Genomic DNA, 17,143 nt, shown 5'->3' on the forward strand with positions numbered 1-17,143 from the left:
GCGGGTCGGGGTCTCGGACAAGGGTAGGCCCTATCGGGCTGGGCGCCGCCCTCGCGAGCGATGGCCGGGACGTGGGTTCGTCCACATCCCGGGTGCCGGCACGGGATCGATCCCGCCCCGGGTGAAGGGGTTGCAGCGCACGATCCGCCAGGCGGTCAGCAGCAGTCCCTTGACGGCTCCGTGCCTGCGCAGGGCGTCCATGCCGTACTGCGAGCACACGGGGTCGAAGCGGCACGCCGGCGGCGTGTAGGGCGAGATCCCCACCTGGTAGGCGCGGATCGGGAGCATGAGCACCCGGCGCGGGAGCGCCGCCAGGGTCATCACGGCGCGACCGCCGTGGTCGGCGTCCCGGACGCGGTGCTCTCCGAGGCTCTCGGCGCCGAGCGCTTCTCGAGCTTGCGGCGGGCGCTCGCGATCGCGCCCGTCACCTGCTCCTCGAGGTCGGCGAAGGGCACGTCCTGCACCCCGGGGAGGGTCCGCAGCACCAGGTCGGAGCGCTCGGGGATCTCGGTCAGGTGGCTGCGCACGATCTCCCGCAGACGACGGGCCACCCGATGGCGCACCACCGAGTTGCCCACCTTCGTGGAGACGACGAATCCCACGCGGGCCTCCTGGGGCTCCTCCGTGCGGAGGACCAGGTGGGCGACCACGTGGGATCGTGCGGCGCGGGCTCCTCGGCGGGTGGCCGTGCGGAACTGCTGCGCCGTGTGCAGCCGGTGGCGGGACCAGCTCATGGCCCTGCCTCCGAGATCACGGTCGAGCCGAGGCTCAGGCCGAGAGCTCGGAGCGGCCCTTCGAACGGCGCGCGTTGATGATGGCGCGGCCGGCGCGGGTGCGCATGCGGGCGCGGAAGCCGTGCTTGCGGGCGCGGCGGCGGTTGTTCGGCTGGAACGTACGCTTGGTCATCGGTTCTCCTCGATCGCGGCACAGGGGCGTGCCTCTCGCGGTGGCTCTGGGGCCGCTGCGCGATCACGGGGGCGGGCGCTTCCGGTGTCCGGGGCCGACGTGGGGCCCGGTTCCGTGCGACTCCGCCGACCCAGGGGGCGGCACAGCGACGACTGCACGATCCTAGGCTCGGGCACACGGGGGGTCAACGGACGCGGCGCTGGTCAGCCCGATTGTGGTGCGATTCTCACCGGATGCGAGGGATCCCGGGGCGTCCCGGCGACGCTCCCATGACGGTCCGGTGACGGGACGACGACCGGTCGCTCCCGGCGATGTGCATGCTCACGCCCGGAGCGTCCCCAGGGGCTCCGAGACTGTGGAAAACTGGGTGGACAACCCTGAGCCCGTACGGAGAGCAGCATGGACGAGACAGCCGTCGACTACGACGCGACCTGGGACGAGACCCTTCGGATCCTGCGTCGGTACGAGACCGTCACCGAGCGCGCCATGGCCTTCCTGACCCTCTCCCGGCTGATGGCCATCGTCGCGGACACCGCCCTGGTCGCAGCGCCTTCCACCTGGGCGAAGGACCTCTTCGAGCAGCGCATCGCCGGGGCTCTGAAGGAGGCGCTGTCCGAGGCCACAGGCAGGGAGACCCGCTTCGCCGTGACCGTCGACGAGTCCCTCTTCGAGGACGACGACGAATCCCCGCGGAGCACGGCCACCGCCGACCGCACCGCATCCACCGGTGCTGTGGACACCGATGTGGACAACGTGGACGGAGCGGACGCCCAGGGCGGCTCCGCAGGTGCTCGGAGCACCGCCTCCGCCCCGTCCCCGCTGCCGTCCTCCCCGTCGCCCGTCCCCTCCCCGGACCCCGCTCCGGCGGGCGGCGCCGGTTCCCGCCGACCGTTCGGCGCCGATCGCTTCCCCGCGGAGGCGCCGACGGAGACCGGATCGGGAACGGGGACGGCGGGCCCGTCGTCCGATGCCCGGAGCCGACGCGAGGATGCCGAGTGGTTCGCCCACGAGGACGATGCCCGCCGCTCGGAGAGGACGCAGCGGGTCGACGAGACCCGTCGGCCCACGGATGCCGCCCCGCCCGCCGACGAGGAGTCGACGCTGGGCTCGGACTCGCGCCTGAACGCGAAGTACACCTTCGACACCTTCGTCATCGGCTCGTCCAACCGCTTCGCGCAGGCCGCCGCCTCCGCGGTCGCCGAGGCCCCCGCTCGCGCCTACAACCCGCTCTTCATCTACGGCGGCTCGGGACTGGGCAAGACTCACCTGCTGCACGCGGTGGGCCACTACGCGCAGTCGCTGTACCCGGGCATCGAGGTGCGCTACGTGAACTCCGAGGAGTTCACCAACGACTTCATCAACTCCGTGCAGTCCGGCCAGTTCGGCAAGGCGCAGGAGTTCCATCGCCGCTACCGCGACATCGACATCCTGCTCATCGACGACATCCAGTTCCTGCAGCGCGCGCCGGAGACGATGGAGGCCTTCTTCCATACGTTCAACACGCTGCACAACGCCGACAAGCAGATCGTCATCACCTCCGACCTGCCCCCGAAGCAGCTGGGCGGCTTCGAGGACCGCATGCGCTCGCGCTTCGAAATGGGTCTGATGACGGACGTGCAGCCGCCGGACCTCGAGACCCGCATCGCGATCCTGCGCAAGAAGGTCGAGATGGAGGGCACCCAGGAGGTCCCCCGCGACGTCCTGGAGTACATCGCCTCGAGGATCTCCACGAACATCCGCGAGCTCGAGGGCGCCCTGATCCGCGTCCAGGCGCTGCATTCCCTGTCCCGGCAGCCGATGGACGTCTCCCTCGCCGAGAGCGTCCTGAAGGACCTCCTCGCGCATGACGACGGCGCCGAGGTCACGGCCGCGACGATCATCGCGCAGACCGCCTCCTACTTCGGCCTCACGGTCGACCAGATCACCGGCGGCGCGCGCACGCGCGTGCTCGTCACCGCCCGTCAGATCGCCATGTACCTGTGCCGCGAGCTCACGGACATGCCGCTGATCCGCATCGGGGAGGAGTTCGGCGGCCGCGACCACACGACCGTCATGCACGCGAACAAGAAGATCTCCGAGCTCATGAAGGAGCGGCGGGCGATCTTCAACCAGGTGACCGAGCTGACGGCGCGCATCAAGAACTCGAGTTCCCAGAACGCCTGAGGCCCGCACCCGAAGCGGGGATGCCCTCAGCGTCCGAGGCCCTGACACACCGTGCGACAGACCATGGATCACAGGGGAGGTCGAGAGGTCTTCGTCCCCAGTGTGAACAACTCTGTGGACAATGTGGAGCATCGAGCGTTCCCGCAGGGGTCGATGTGCATGGATTCTTGTGGTTCCGAGGGCCGGATCGGACAGATGTGCACAGAGCGCCCACATCGAGGACGTCGTCGTCAACGCTGCATGCACGACCGCATCATGCGGTGTGACCTGCGATGACGTGAGTTCTCCACGACATCAACAGCCGTGAAGAAGAGGAATCCTGTTCTTGTTCCGCTGATGATGTGGAGAAGTCGGGGTGCGAGGGCTGCGTCCGTCGGCCTGGAGACCCCGGAGCTTCGAGGCAGTGAATGTCAAGCGTGTGATTCGGTGTGTCGCGAGAAGTGCCCCCGAGCGGCTACGCTGGCGACCGCGCCCCGCGGGATCCGTCCCCGGGGCGATTCCCGCCGAGAGCCGGCGTCCCCGGCCGCTCGACACCTCGCACCTGATCCGCCGGCAGACCGGCACCGACCTCGACCCCCTGCGAAGGAGTGGCAACGGTGAAGTTCCACCTCGACCGCGGCGTCCTCGGCGACGCCGTCACCTGGGCGACCCGTACGCTCCCCGTCCGGCCCGCGATGCCGATCCTGCAGGGCGTGCGCATCGTCGCCCAGAGCACCGGCGAGCTGCTGCTGTCGACCTTCGACTACGAGGTCAGCGCGCAGATCACGCTTCCCGCCGAGGTCGAGGATCCGGGCGAGGTCCTGGTCCAGGGCCGCATGCTCTCGGATATCGTCCGCTCGCTGCCCAACAAGGACGTCTCGATCGAGCTGGTCGGCACCAAGGTCGAGGTCCGCTGCGGCAGCGCCGCGTTCTCCCTGGCGACCCTCCCCGTCGACGAGTACCCGCAGCTCCCCGAGATGCCCCCGGTCGCGGGCTCCGTCCAGGCCGACGTGTTCGCCGAGGCGATCTCCCAGGTCACCGTCGCCGCCTCCAAGGACGACACCCTCCCGCTGCTGACCGGCGTGCGCGTCGAGATCGTCGGCGAGAAGATGACGCTGATGGCGACCGACCGCTACCGCCTCGCGATGAGCGAGATCACCTGGCGTCCCTCGCGGCCCGATCTCGAGATCACCGCCCTGGTGCGCGCCCGAACCCTGCAGGAGGTCGCCCGCTCCCTCGCGACCGGCGGCAGCGTCGACATCGCGATCTCCGACGACTCCTCCGCGAACCTCATCGGCTTCGAGTCCGGCGGCCGCCGCACCACCTCGACCCTCGTGGACGGCGACTACCCGCCGGTGCGCCGCCTGTTCCCGAGCTCGACCCCGATCACGGCCGTGGTCGCGACCGCTCCCCTCATCGACGCGGTCAAGCGCGTCTCCCTGGTCGCCGAGCGGAACACGCCCGTGCGCTTCTCCTTCACCGAGGGCAACGTGACACTCGAGGCCGGTGCCGGCGACGACGCCCAGGCCTCCGAGTCCCTCGAGGCCCAGCTCGACGGTGAAGAGCTCGTGGTGGGCTTCAACTCCGGCTTCCTGCTCGACGGCCTCGGCGCCCTCGGCGAGGACTTCGCGAAGCTCACCTTCACCGATTCCATCAAGCCCTCGGTCATGAGCGGCCAGGAGTCCCTCGAGGGCGATGCCTCCGGCGAGTACAAGTACCTGATCATGCCGATGCGGATCTGAGGGGGCGGGGTGATGTCCCCGTGCATCTGACCTCCCTGGATCTCCTCGACTTCCGCTCCTACGAGCACCTCGAGCTGCCCTTCGCCCCCGGCGTGACCGTCTTCGTCGGCCCCAACGGGCAGGGCAAGACGAACATCGTCGAATCGCTCTGGTATCTCGCTACCCTCTCCAGCCACCGCGTCCCGCACGACGCCGCCCTGGTGCGGCGCGGGGAATCGACCGCGATCATCCGCGCCGCCTTCGTGCGCGCCGGCCGCGACCTGCAGGTCGATCTGCAGATCACCCCGGGCAAATCGAACCGGGCGCGCGTGCAGGGCGCCGCCCTGAACCGGCTGCGGGACCTGCTCGGCGAGGTGCGCGCCGTGCTCTTCGCCCCCGAGGACCTGGGCCTGGTCAAGGCCGATCCCGAAGGCCGACGGCGATTCCTCGACGAGCTGCTCTTCCTCATCGCCCCGCGCTTCGCGGGCGTGAAGGCCGACTACGACCGGGTGGTCAAGCAGCGCACGGGCCTGCTCAAGCAGATGCGCACCATGCGCCGCGGCGGCGCCGGCCGCTCCGTGGGCGGTCTCGACCCCGAGGAGGCTGCGGTCTCCACCCTCGAGGTCTGGGATCAGCAGCTCGCCCGCTTCGGCGCCGAGCTGCTGCGCGCGCGCGTGCATCTCGTGAACCGTCTGCGCCCGCACGTGGGCTACTCCTACCTGCGCGTGGCGAGCGACGCCGGCGCCGAGTCCTCCCTCGATCTGCCGCCCGACCAGCGCGGCAGCATCGACTCCCCGGCCGACATCTCCTACCGCTCGAGCGTGCTCGACACCCTCGCCGTGCCCGACGGCGCGCTGCCCAGCACCAAGGAGCTCGAGGACGCCCTGCTCGCCGAGGCGGTCGCCAAGCGCGACGACGAGGTCGACCGGGGCGTGACCCTCGTCGGCCCCCATCGCGACGACCTCGAGATCCGTCTGCACGGCTTCCCCGCCAAGGGGTACGCGAGCCACGGCGAGTCCTGGTCCCTCGCCCTCGCGCTGCGCCTGGGCTCCTACGACCTGCTGCGACTCGAGGAGGGCGATCTGGGCGACGGCGAGCCGATCCTCGTGCTCGACGACGTCTTCAGCGAGCTCGACACGAGTCGCCGTGAGCGCCTCGGACGCATCGTCACCGGCGCCTCCCAGGTGCTCATCACCACGGCCAACGACTCCGACATCCCCGACTCCCTCGAGGGCGAGATCCATGTGGTCGACGTCCAGCTGGGCGAGGCGAGGGCGCGCGAGGGCACTCTCCACCACGGCGGCGGGAGCAGCTGGTGACTCCCGCGTCGGACGGCGTGCCGAACCCCTACGACCTGGGCACCTGGCGGGAGCGCGCTGCGCAGGAGGAGAGGCGCCAGGCCCTCGCCGGCAGCGGCGGTCGGCGTGCTCCTGCACGTCGGGGCGGCGCGACCTCGCCGACGAAGGGGGAGGCGGAGCAACCGGCGGACGAGCCGGCGTTCAGCTCCGCCGGCCGGACGCCCGGCGAGGTGGATCGCGTCGACGAGGAGCCCGTCGACCCTCCGGAGCTGCCCCGCAGCGACGACTCCTTCGAGCTCGCCCGGCGCACCGTCAACCGCTCCCGTGCCGCCGCGCGGGATCGTGGTCTGTTCCCGATCTCCGCGAAGACCCAGGGTCTGCACGAGCGACGGAAGCGCAGCACACCCGGGTACTCGGGCTCGCGCCCCGACGCCCGTGACCCGCAGGGGCTCGAGGCCGTGATGCGACGGGTGCTGGGCGACCTGGGCTGGACCGAGGGCATGAACTCCGGGCGCGTCCTCGAGGAATGGGACGAGATCGTGGGGGCGAGCGTCGCCGGGCACTGCACTCCCGTCTCTCTCGACGAGGGGGTCCTCGTGGTCTCGGCGAGCTCCTCGGCCTGGGCCACGCAGATGCGCATGCTCACGCCCCGCTTGATCTCCACGATCGAGGAGCACGTGGGCGCGCACGTCGTCTCCGAGCTGCGCGTCACCGGGCCCGCCGCGGCCGAGCGCTCCTGGAAGAGAGGCCGGCGCACCGTCACCTGGCGCGGCCCCCGCGACACCTACGGCTGAGGCGCAGACCGGCCATCGATTGCCGGTGGTCGGGGAGGCGCGCACCGGAAAACCGGTGGAGACCCCGTCGGGACCTCGGGATCATCGGATCGTCGGCCACCGGGAGGAGAAACATGACCGAGCCCACGACTCACCGTCTGACCTGGAACGACCTGCCCGAGAGCGTGCGTGCCCGCGTAGGGGATGTGCTCGGCGCGCCGGTCCGCGCGCATCGCAGCGCCCACGGAGGCTTCTCCCCGAGCACCGCCGAGCTCGTCACCGCTCGCAATGGGCGCACGGCCTTCGTGAAGGCGGTGACGGCACGGATCAACGCTGGCTCGATGCGCCTGAACCTCCAGGAGGCAGGGAACCTTGAGCGCATCACTCCCGAGGTCCCCGCGGCACGGCTGATCGCCTCGTTCAGCGAGGGGCCCTGGTTCGTGCTCATGATCGAGGCCGTCGAGGGCTCGCTCCCGACTCTGCCGTGGAGACCGTCGGTGCTCGACGCCGTCCTCGAGACCCTGGACGTTCTGCAGCGGGAGGCCACTCCCTCACCTCTTCCGAGCGCTCCGTCCGTTCCCGATCTGATCGGGGAGGACCTGCGAGGATTCGAGCGGGTCCACGCCGATCCCCCTGCCGATCTCGATCCCTGGATCCGTGCTCGCATCGGAGATCTCGCCACAGCCGGGACCGACGGGATCGCCTCGCTGGACGGGGACACGCTGTGCCACACCGACCTCCGGGCGGACAACCTGCTGGTGCGGGCCGACGGATCCGTGGTGATCGTGGACTGGGCGTGGGCCGGCCGTGGCAGCCGCGTCGCAGACGCCCTGCAGCTGCTCGCCTCGGTGGACGACGCCGATGGGGCGCTCGACGTCGACGCCCGGATCGACGCGCTCATGGACCGACATGGGGCGTCGAGATCTGACGCGACCGATGTTCTCGCAGGGATCCTCGGCTTCTTCGTCGACGCCTCCCGATGGGATATCGATCCTTCGCTGCCGACCCTGGGCGAGCACCGTCGGAGTAGCCGTGACCAGCTCCTGCCGATGGTCCGTCGACGCTGGGAGCGCGAGGGCCGCCCCTGAGTGCTGCCGCCGAGGGGTATGCCTCGGACGTCGACGGCCCGGAAGGCGTCGCGCGTCGCCCGGCCGAAGCACCAGGCGCCCTCCAGACGCGTCAGTGGCCCGCTGGACGTACCGGCCCTCGTCTCCACCACCCCGGATCACTCCGAGAGGCGTCGCAGAGCCTCCTGGAGGCACTTCCCGGGGCGATCTGTCCCCATTTTCGTGCCGCATGGCGTGAATCGTGGCCTTGAATCCGCTAGAATGAAGAGGTTCGGCCGGAAGCATTCACGGCCGCGGATCAGGAGAGGTCGGCTGCGGCCGCTGGCTCCGGGTCGCCCCAGGTCATCGCACGGACTCGCGCCGTGGGGAGATCGGTGCGCCGTTCGCGGTCGGCGATGCCGTCGGCCGGCGAGCACGGCACCCGTCGGCGGAAAGTCCCCGCTCCCGGTGTGCACCGAGACCCGAGGAGCGAACCCCGACGTGAGCGACAGCGCGATGGCAGCCGAGAATCCCGAGGAGCAGACGTCGGAGGAGACCGAGCATCAGCTCTCGGCCGAGGTCGCCGGAGGGAACTACGGCGCCTCCGACATCACCGTCCTCAAGGGCCTGGACGCGGTCCGCAAGCGCCCCGGCATGTACATCGGCTCCACCGGTGAGCGCGGCCTGCACCACATGGTCCAGGAGATCGTCGACAACTCCGTCGACGAGGCGATGGCCGGGTACGGCGAGACCATCGAGGTCACGCTGCTGGCCGATGGCGGAGTGCGCGTGGTTGACCACGCCCGCGGCATCCCCATCGGCATGCACCCCACCGAGGGCAAGCCCACCGTCGAGCTCGTGCTCACCCAGCTGCACGCGGGCGGCAAGTTCGGCGGCGGCGGGTACGCCGTCTCCGGCGGTCTCCACGGCGTGGGATCCTCCGTCGTGAACGCCCTGTCCACCCGGCTCGACGTCGAGGTGCGCCGCGAGGGCCACGTGCACCGCCAGACCTACCTGCGCGGGGTCCCGTCGACCGATCTCGTCGAGGGCGAGGAGACCGAGGACACCGGCACCACGATCACCTTCTGGGCCGATGCCGACATCTTCGACACCGTCGACTACGACTTCGAGACGCTGCGCAAGCGCTTCCAGCAGATGGCCTTCCTCAACAAGGGCCTGCGGATCTCGCTGACCGACGAGCGCCCGGAGGACGTCGAGGAGGACGACGACCAGGCCGTCGACGTCGCGCGCGAGGCCGAGGACGCCGCCGAGGGCACCGACCCGAAGAAGCCCCGCACCGTCACCTACCGCTACGAGAACGGCCTGCGCGACTTCGTCGCCTACATCAACTCGGTCAAGCGGGCCGACATCGTGCACCCCGAGATCATCGACATCGAGGCCGAGGACACCGAGGTCATGATCTCCGTGGAGATCGCGATGCAGTGGACGACCGCCTACTCCGAGTCGGTCCACACCTACGCCAACACCATCAACACGCACGAGGGCGGCACCCACGAGGAGGGCTTCCGCTCTGCGCTCACCGGCGTCGTCAACCGCTACGCCAAGGCGCAGGGACTCATCAAGGACAAGGACCCGAACCTCACCGGCGAGGACATCCGCGAGGGCCTCACCGCGGTCGTCTCCGTGAAGCTCGGCGAGCCCCAGTTCGAGGGCCAGACCAAGACGAAGCTCGGCAACACCATCGCCCGCACCTTCGTCTCCAAGGTGATGACCGAGAAGGTCGGCGACTGGTTCGAGTCCCACCCGGGCGAGGCCCGCGACATCGTGCGCAAGGCCCAGAGCGCCGCGCTGGCTCGCGAGGCCGCCCGCAAGGCGCGCGACGCGACCCGCCGCAAGTCCCCGCTCGAGAGCGGCGGCATGCCCGGAAAGCTCAAGGACTGCCAGTCCCGCAACCCCGCCGAGTGCGAGGTGTTCATCGTCGAGGGCGACTCCGCCGGCGGCTCCGCCGTGCAGGGCCGCGACCCGCGCACGCAGGCGATCCTCCCCATCCGCGGCAAGATCCTGAACGTCGAGAAGGCGCGTCTGGACCGCGCCCTGGACAACCAGGAGGTGCGCTCGCTGATCACCGCCTTCGGCACCGGTATCGGCGAGGACTTCGACGCCACCAAGCTGCGGTACCACAAGATCATCCTGATGGCCGACGCCGACGTCGACGGCCAGCACATCTGCACCTTGCTGCTGACGCTGCTGTTCCGCTACATGCGCCCGCTCATCGAGCTCGGCCACGTGTTCATCGCGATGCCGCCGCTGTACCGGCTGAAGTGGTCCAACGCGCCGCACGACTACGTGTTCAGCGACGACGAGCGCGATGCGCGCCTCGCCGAGGGCCGCGCCTCCGGCAAGCGGATCCCCAAGGACAACGGCATCCAGCGCTACAAGGGCCTGGGCGAGATGGACTGGCAGGAGCTGCAGACCACGACGATGGACCGCGCCTCGCGCACCCTCAAGCAGGTCACCGTCGACGAGGCGGCCGACGCCGACGCGGTGTTCTCCGTGCTCATGGGCGACGACGTCGAGTCCCGCCGCCGCTTCATCCAGGAGAACGCGAAGGACGTGCGCTTCCTCGACATCTGATCGAGAGCGAGCCTGCCCCGCCCCTCCGAGACGACCCGTACTGACAGGCCCTGAACGAAAGGCGCCAGCTGATGAACGACGATTCCGACACCCCCGAGAACCCCGGCACCCCGGGCGGCCCCGAGGACCCGCACACCCCGACCGGCGCCGAGGGCGCGGGCGACGTCCCCGACCCCTCCGACGACGCGACCGGCTCGGGAGCGCCCGTCGGCCCCGACGGGCCCGACGCCGGCGGCACCCAGATCGAGGTCGGCGAGGCCTCCGAGCGCGTGATCACCCTGGTGGACCCGCTCGACGAGGGCGAGGGCGACCTCATCACGCAGGTCGACCTGAACCAGGAGATGCAGCGCTCCTTCCTCGACTACGCGATGAGCGTGATCGTGGACCGCGCCCTCCCGGACGTGCGCGACGGCCTCAAGCCCGTGCATCGCCGCATCGTCTACGCGATGTACGACGGCGGCTACCGGCCCGACCGCTCCTTCTCGAAGTGCGCGAAGGTCGTCGGCGAGGTCATGGGCGGCTACCACCCCCACGGCGACTCCGCGATCTACGACGCCATGGTGCGCCTCGTGCAGCCCTGGAACATGCGCTACCCGCTGATCCTGGGCCAGGGCAACTTCGGCTCGGCCGGCGACGACGGCGCGGCCGCCTCGCGGTACACGGAGTGCAAGATGGCGCCGCTGGCCCTCGAGCTGGTGCGCGACATCAACGAGAACACCGTCGACATGCAGGACAACTACGACGGCACCCTCGAGGAGCCGACGATCCTGCCGGCGCGCTTCCCGAACCTGCTGTGCAACGGCTCCGCCGGCATCGCCGTGGGCATGGCCACGAACATCCCGCCGCACAACCTGCGCGAGGTGTCCGAGGCCGTCCAGTGGCTGCTGCGCAACCCCGAGGCCACGAAGGAGGAGCTGCTGGACGCGTGCCTCGCGCGCATCAAGGGCCCCGACTTCCCCTCGGGCGCGACCATCGTGGGCACCCGCGGCATCCAGGACGCCTACCGCACCGGCCGCGGCTCCATCACCCAGCGCGCCGTGGTCTCCACCGAGGAGATCCGCGGGCGGATGGCGCTCGTCGTCACGGAGCTCCCGTACCAGGTCAACCCCGATTCGCTCGCCCGCAAGATCGCGGAGCTCGTCAAGCTCGGCAGGCTCCAGGGCATCGCCGACATCAACGACGAGACCTCGGGCCGCACCGGCCAGCGCCTCGTGCTCACGCTCAAGCGCGACGCCGTCGCGAAGGTCGTGCTGAACAACCTGTACAAGCACACCCAGCTGCAGGAGAACTTCAGCGCGAACATGCTCGCGCTCGTGAACGGGGTGCCGCGCACCCTGTCCGTCGACTCCTTCGTGCGCGAGTGGACGAAGCACCAGCTCGACGTCATCGTGCGCCGCACCCAGTACCGTCTGGACCGCGCCGAGGAGCAGATCCACATCTACCGCGGCTACCTCAAGGCGCTCGACGCGCTCGACGAGGTCATCGCGCTGATCCGCCGCTCCCCGGATGCCGACGAGGCCCGCACCGGCCTCATGGAGCTGCTCGAGATCGACGAGGTCCAGGCCAACGCGATCCTCTCGATGCAGCTGCGTCGCCTGGCCGCCCTGGAGCGCCAGAAGATCATCGAGGAGCACGACCGCCTGCAGGCCCTCATCGAGGAGTACAAGGCGATCCTCGCCTCCCCGCAGCGCCAGCGCGACATCGTCTCCGAGGAGCTCGCGGGCGTCGTCGAGAAGTACGGCGACGACCGTCGGACCGAGATCCTGCCCTTCGACGGCGACATGTCGATGGAGGACCTCATCCCCGAGGAGGACGTGGTCGTCACCATCACCAAGGGCGGCTACGTCAAGCGCACCCGCACCGACCAGTACCGCGCCCAGAAGCGCGGCGGCAAGGGCGTGCGCGGCGCCAGCCTGCGTGACGACGACGTGGTCCAGCACTTCTTCACCACGACCACCCACCAGTGGCTGCTGTTCTTCACGGACGCCGGCCGCGTCTACCGCGCCAAGGGCTACGAGATCCCCGAGGCGCCGCGCGACGCCAAGGGCCAGCACGTGGCGAACCTGCTGGCCTTCCAGCCGGATGAGCACATCGCCTCCGTCCTCGCGATCTCCAGCTACGAGGACGCCGAGTACCTGGTGCTCGCCACCCGCCACGGCCTCGTGAAGAAGACCGCGCTCACCCAGTTCGACTCGTCCCGCACGGGCGGCATCATCGCCGTGAACCTGCGCGAGATGGAGACGGCCGACGGGCCCCAGCCCGACGAGCTCGTGGCCGCCCGCGTGGTCGACGGCGACGACCAGCTGCTGCTGGTCTCGCGCAACGGCCAGAGCGTGCGCATGCCCGCCTCGGACGACGTGCTGCGCCCGATGGGTCGCGCCACCAGCGGCGTCACCGGCATGAAGTTCCGCCACGACGACGAGCTGCTCGCGATGGACGTGGTGCGTCCCGGCACCTACGTGGTGACCGTGACCGACGGAGGCTTCGCCAAGCGCTCGGACATCGAGGAGTACCGGGTCCAGGGCCGCGGCGGCCTCGGCATCCGCGTCGCCAAGCTGCCCGACGACCGCGGCCACCTGGTGGGCGCAGCCGTCGTCGAGGAGGGCGACGAGCTGCTGGTCGTGATGGAGAAGGGCAAGGTGGTGCGCTCGCGCGTCGCCGAGATCCCCGTCAAGGGCCGCACCACCATGGGCGTCGTCTTCGCCAAGCCCGGCAAGAACGACCACATCGTGCTGGTCGCCGTGAGCGCCGAGTCCGACGTCGACCTCGACGAGGCCGATCCGGAGGACGGAGCGGACGATCCGTCGACCACCGCCGCGAGCGATGCCGCGGCCGTGCTCACGGATGATCCGTCGGGCGATGCGTCGGCCGATCCCGCGGAGCAGACGCCCGACGCGTCTGCCGAGGATGCGGACGCAGATGCTCTAGGCTCGGATGCGTCCGACGACGCGTCGAGCGACGACGCGTCCACCGGCGACGTCTCATCGGAGGAGTGACCCGTGGCAAGCAGCAAGAACGGTTCGACGCCCAGCCGCCCGGGCGGCGCCGGCGGCACGGAGGGCGCGCCCACGGTCACGTTCACACCGACCGACGACGCTGAGGGGCCCGCGAAGAGCTCCTCGAGGACCTCCTCGAAGGGCGCGTCGAACGGCTCTGCGACGACCGCGAACTCCGCGGGCTCCGCGAACGGCGCCGGCGGCTCGAGGACGGGCAGTGCGAAGACCACTGGCGCGAGGACGGGCGGCACCAAGAACGCCGGCACCTCCTCCGCCCAGCGGACCGGTGCCCAGCGCACCGGCTCCGCGACCTCCGCGTCGAGCGCGAACTCCCGCGGGACCGTCGGCGCGAGCAGCGCGAACAAGGGGGCGAGCCGCTCCCCGGCGAAGGCGACGGCCAAGGCGCCGACCCGCTCCGGCGGGCCCCGCCGCATCCGCCTCACGCTCTCGCGGATCGACCCCTTCTCCGTCATGAAGATGTCGTTCCTGATCGCGATCGCCGTGGGCATCGCGACCGTCGTCGCCGTGGCCGTGCTGTGGAACCTCGTCGAGGTCATCGGCATCTGGGACAAGATCGACGAGATCGGCCGCGACCTCAACAACGACAAGCCGCTGCCCTTCATGGAGTACTTCAAGTTCTCCAAGATGATCAGCTACGCGACCATCGCCGCGGTCGTCGACATCGTCATCATCACGGCGCTCGGCACGCTCCTCGCGTTCCTCTACAACATCGTCGCCGCCCTGCTGGGCGGGCTGAAGATGACCTTCACCGACGAGTGACAGCCGGCTGAGAGCGAGCGCGGTGGCCATCCGTCGCGCGCCGACCTCCTCCGCGCACCTCTGCGAAGCGCCCGGTGCCGCCACGGCGGCACCGGGCGCTTCTGCGTGAACGGAGGGGTGCGGCGGCGGGCCGCGTGGGCTCCCGCGGGCTCTGCTGCGCGTGCCGTGTCGGCCATCGGCGCCAGGGCGACATCACTGCCATATACGGCAGAGGGGTCCGCTATGCGCCGGTGGACGACAGGCCGGACCGGGGCGCCCATGGTCGACGAGCCGGACCGGGTCGCCCCTGGTCGACGAGCCGGACCGGGTCCCCCATGGTCGACGGGCCGGACTCGGGCGCCCATGGGCGACGGGCCGGACCGGGGCGCGCGTGGGTGGCTGCGGCGGCCGCCCCTCCCGTCTCAGGCGACGGTGAAGCGGATCGTGTGCCAGCCGCTCGAGCCGTTCGGCGCAGGATCGGCGTGCTGCGAGGTCTGCAGCTCGCCCGTGCCGTCCGTCGCCCGCACCCGGGCGGTGTGCTCACCGGGGCGCGCGTCGGCCCAGCGCAGGGCCCACTGGGTCCAGGTGTCGGAGGTGACCGCCGTGCCCAGTTCGGCGTCGAGCCAGCTCCCGTCGTCGATCTGGACCTGCACGGAGCGCACACCGCGGTGCTGCGCCCAGGCGGTGCCGCCGAGCATCACGGCGCCCTCCCCGTCGGCCTCGACGTCCTTGCCCTCGCGGGGCACGTCGATGCGCGAGGCGGTCTTGATGGGGCCGCGCTCCGACCAGCCGCGGGAGGTCCAGTACGCCGTCTGGTCGGCGAAGCGGGTGACCGTGAGCTCCGTGAGCCACTTGGTCGCCGAGACGTAGCCGTAGAGCCCGGGGACGACCATCCGCACCGGGTAGCCGTGCTCGGGCGGCAGCGGGGAGCCGTTCATGCCCACGGCGAGCAGCGAGTCGCGTCCGTCGGTGAGCGCCTCGAGCGGGGTGGAGGCGGTGAAGCCGTCGGTCGAGCGGGAGAGGACCATGTCGGCGCCGTCCTGCACACCGGCACGCTCCAGGAGCCGGGCGACGGGCACGCCGATCCACGTGGCGTTGCCCGCCAGATCTCCGCCCACGACGTTGGAGACGCAGGTCAGCGTCACATGGGATTCGACCATGGGCTCGGCGAGCAGCTGGGAGAAGTCGAGCGCGATCTCGCGGTCCACGAGTCCGTGGATCCGCAGGCTCCAGCTCGTGGGGTCCACGCGGGGCACCGCGAGAGCGGTGTCGATCCGATAGAAGTCGCCGTTCGGGGTGACGAACGGCGGCATCCCCGCGACGTCGACCTGTGCCCCGGCGGGGATCGGCGCCGCGCGCTTCTGCGGGGTGGGCAGCACGAACTGCGCGACCTTCCGGCTCAGATCACGGCTGGTCGCGAGACCCTGCGCGCCGGCGGCGACGATGGCGGCGAGCACGCCCGTGCCCGCGATGAGGGTCCGGCGGGGCGGGGCGGCCGCGGAGGAAGGCACGGTGGTGGATGAGGACGCGGTGGCAGATGGGAACGCGCCGGGACGGGCGGGTGCTTTCCGCCCGTCCTGCCCGTCGGCCGACGGGGAGGCACCGGATCTGCTGACCAGCGCGAGCAGGCTCACGACCGCGATCACCGTCCCGGCCAGGGTCGGCACCACGTCGGCCGCGGAGTTCTGGGCGCGGGTGAGGACGAAGACGCCGGCGGCGGCGCCGAGCAGGGCGAGCAGCACGGCCGCCGTTCGCGGTCGCCTCGCGGCGAGTATTCCGAGCAGCCCCGTCACCACGGCGTACACCAGCAGCATCGAGATGCCGAGCACGAGTTTGTCGCGCGTGCCGAACAGTCCGATGACCAGGTCCTTCAACCCTGGTGGCACCACGTCGACGAAGGCACCGCCCACCGCGATCAGCGGCGCGGACGACGAGCTGAAGGCCAGCGAGCACACCCCTGAGACCGCGAGCAGGACGAGGCCCGAGGCGATCCCGGCCAGGGCCGACCACCACGGGATGCCGCGCAGAGGGCGGGGAGCCGTTGGCCGTCGCGGGTCGCTCCCCGTGCTCGGTCGCGAGTGCAGATCGACCACGGTGCGACGCTCCTTCCCGACCGGGCGGCATCGGCGATCGACGGGGCGCGGTCGATACGAGTCTGCTCCTGTGCGCGAAGGGCGTCGATACCTGTGACGAAGCCGTAAGGGATGGGACGCGGGTGAGGCGCAGCGGGCGGGGCCGTGCTCGGGGCCGCGGCTCCCGGCCCGGCCGGAGACGCTCCGATCAGGGACGGCCCGGTCAGGGGCCTGTGATGTCCGGTACAGGGCCCCCGTCGGGTTGGACGCGGAAGCGCACGCTTCGCTACAGTTGAGCGTCGGTGCGGCCCGGTGATCCGGATCCGCAGCACACGGGCCTATAGCTCAGTCGGTTAGAGCGCTGTCCTGATAAGACAGAGGTCACTGGTTCAAGTCCAGTTAGGCCCACTCCCACGCTTTCGGAGGTTCCGATGAAGAAGCTGCTCACGTACTCCGCGGTCCTCGTCTCCAGCGCTGTCGCAGGCGTCCTGGTGTGGCGCAAGGTCGAGGCGGACAAGCTCGAGAACGATCTCTGGGCCGAGGCCGAGAAGATCAGCGAGCAGCAGTCGAAGCCCTGAGCTCATCCGAGAGCTCGGACACGGGGACTTAGCTCAGTTGGTAGAGCGGTAGCTTTGCAAGCTTCAGGTCAGGGGTTCGATCCCCCTAGTCTCCACCAGGCAGTACAGAGGCCGTCTCCCGCTCGCGGGAGGCGGCCTCTGGCATGTCCGGAGGCGTTCGGGCCCTCCCAGCGCCGCAGGTCAGAGGGATCGCCGAGCGTCCCGGTGGCGATGCGGCCCGACGTGGTGCCTGGTCCCGCCGCTGATCGCGAGCTCCC

General features: G+C 70.5%; 13 protein-coding genes and 2 tRNA genes. 11 read left to right on the top strand and 4 right to left on the bottom strand.

Annotated elements, in window-relative coordinates:
• Positions 1–30: 30 nt before the first annotated feature.
• Genes yidD through rpmH form a run of 3 tightly spaced genes read right to left on the bottom strand, consistent with a single transcriptional unit; the run spans position 31 to position 906 of the window.
• The gene (yidD, locus tag M4486_RS13915; protein WP_249481148.1) at positions 31–321 is read right to left on the bottom strand and encodes a membrane protein insertion efficiency factor YidD; all 291 of its coding nucleotides are present in this window, start codon (positions 319–321) and stop codon (positions 31–33) included.
• Positions 321–734: a ribonuclease P protein component gene (gene rnpA / locus M4486_RS13920; RefSeq protein ID WP_249477838.1), complete on the bottom strand. Its 414-nt coding sequence runs from the start codon at positions 732–734 to the stop codon at positions 321–323. Before rnpA ends, yidD begins: the two co-directional genes overlap by 1 nt.
• Before the next feature lie 34 nt (positions 735–768).
• A complete protein-coding gene (gene rpmH / locus M4486_RS13925) occupies positions 769–906 on the bottom strand; it encodes a 50S ribosomal protein L34 (RefSeq protein ID WP_152353963.1) in 138 nt (45 codons plus the stop codon).
• A gap of 399 nt (positions 907–1,305) precedes the next feature.
• Here rpmH and dnaA point away from each other — a divergent pair, with 399 nt between their 5' ends.
• The 8 genes from dnaA to M4486_RS13965 all read left to right on the top strand — a co-directional run bounded on the left by dnaA (position 1,306) and on the right by M4486_RS13965 (position 14,257).
• The gene (gene dnaA, locus M4486_RS13930; protein WP_249477839.1) at positions 1,306–3,069 is read left to right on the top strand and encodes a chromosomal replication initiator protein DnaA; all 1,764 of its coding nucleotides are present in this window, start codon (positions 1,306–1,308) and stop codon (positions 3,067–3,069) included.
• Between the two features lie 596 nt (positions 3,070–3,665).
• Entirely contained in the window at positions 3,666–4,790 is a 1,125-nt protein-coding gene (gene dnaN / locus M4486_RS13935; protein ID WP_249477840.1) for a DNA polymerase III subunit beta, read from the top strand.
• A gap of 20 nt (positions 4,791–4,810) precedes the next feature.
• Complete coding sequence (recF, locus tag M4486_RS13940; protein ID WP_249477841.1) at positions 4,811–6,088, top strand: DNA replication/repair protein RecF; 1,278 nt, start codon at positions 4,811–4,813, stop codon at positions 6,086–6,088.
• A complete protein-coding gene (locus tag M4486_RS13945; protein ID WP_249477842.1) occupies positions 6,085–6,861 on the top strand; it encodes a DciA family protein in 777 nt (258 codons plus the stop codon). The genes recF and M4486_RS13945 overlap by 4 nt, the downstream gene beginning before the upstream one ends.
• A 113-nt stretch (positions 6,862–6,974) precedes the next feature.
• Positions 6,975–7,928, top strand: a complete 954-nt coding sequence (locus M4486_RS13950; RefSeq protein WP_249477843.1) for a phosphotransferase — start codon at positions 6,975–6,977, stop codon at positions 7,926–7,928.
• A 474-nt stretch (positions 7,929–8,402) separates the two neighbouring features.
• A complete protein-coding gene (gene gyrB, locus M4486_RS13955) occupies positions 8,403–10,481 on the top strand; it encodes a DNA topoisomerase (ATP-hydrolyzing) subunit B (protein WP_249481149.1) in 2,079 nt (692 codons plus the stop codon).
• A gap of 71 nt (positions 10,482–10,552) precedes the next feature.
• Entirely contained in the window at positions 10,553–13,477 is a 2,925-nt protein-coding gene (gyrA, locus tag M4486_RS13960; RefSeq protein WP_283257929.1) for a DNA gyrase subunit A, read from the top strand.
• Positions 13,478–13,480: 3 nt separating this feature from the next.
• Positions 13,481–14,257: a DUF3566 domain-containing protein gene (locus M4486_RS13965; protein WP_249477844.1), complete on the top strand. Its 777-nt coding sequence runs from the start codon at positions 13,481–13,483 to the stop codon at positions 14,255–14,257.
• A 401-nt stretch (positions 14,258–14,658) separates the two neighbouring features.
• Here the strand turns inward: M4486_RS13965 and M4486_RS13970 are convergent, their stop codons facing one another.
• Positions 14,659–16,329, bottom strand: coding sequence for a molybdopterin-dependent oxidoreductase (locus tag M4486_RS13970; RefSeq protein WP_249477845.1), 1,671 nt, complete (start codon positions 16,327–16,329; stop codon positions 14,659–14,661).
• 313 nt (positions 16,330–16,642) lie between these two features.
• Here M4486_RS13970 and M4486_RS13975 point away from each other — a divergent pair.
• The 3 genes from M4486_RS13975 (at position 16,643) to M4486_RS13985 (ending at position 16,984) form a co-directional block, all read left to right on the top strand.
• Positions 16,643–16,716: transfer RNA gene (locus M4486_RS13975), tRNA-Ile, on the top strand.
• A gap of 23 nt (positions 16,717–16,739) precedes the next feature.
• Entirely contained in the window at positions 16,740–16,886 is a 147-nt protein-coding gene (locus tag M4486_RS13980; RefSeq protein WP_249477846.1) for a DLW-39 family protein, read from the top strand.
• Between the two features lie 22 nt (positions 16,887–16,908).
• Positions 16,909–16,984, top strand: a tRNA-Ala gene (locus M4486_RS13985).
• Positions 16,985–17,143 lie beyond the last annotated feature (159 nt).

The organism is Brachybacterium kimchii (genome assembly GCF_023373525.1).
GTDB classification, from domain to species: Bacteria; Actinomycetota; Actinomycetes; order Actinomycetales; family Dermabacteraceae; genus Brachybacterium; species Brachybacterium kimchii.

Coding starts and splice junctions, on each gene's coding strand:
- rnpA (WP_249477838.1), bottom strand. CDS start 734: ATGAGCTGGTCCCGCCACCGGCTGCACACGGCGCAGCAGTTCCGCACG.
- M4486_RS13980 (WP_249477846.1), top strand. CDS start 16,740: ATGAAGAAGCTGCTCACGTACTCCGCGGTCCTCGTCTCCAGCGCTGTC.
- yidD (WP_249481148.1), bottom strand. CDS start 321: ATGACCCTGGCGGCGCTCCCGCGCCGGGTGCTCATGCTCCCGATCCGC.
- rpmH (WP_152353963.1), bottom strand. CDS start 906: ATGACCAAGCGTACGTTCCAGCCGAACAACCGCCGCCGCGCCCGCAAG.
- gyrB (WP_249481149.1), top strand. CDS start 8,403: ATGGCAGCCGAGAATCCCGAGGAGCAGACGTCGGAGGAGACCGAGCAT.
- M4486_RS13950 (WP_249477843.1), top strand. CDS start 6,975: ATGACCGAGCCCACGACTCACCGTCTGACCTGGAACGACCTGCCCGAG.
- dnaA (WP_249477839.1), top strand. CDS start 1,306: ATGGACGAGACAGCCGTCGACTACGACGCGACCTGGGACGAGACCCTT.
- gyrA (WP_283257929.1), top strand. CDS start 10,553: ATGAACGACGATTCCGACACCCCCGAGAACCCCGGCACCCCGGGCGGC.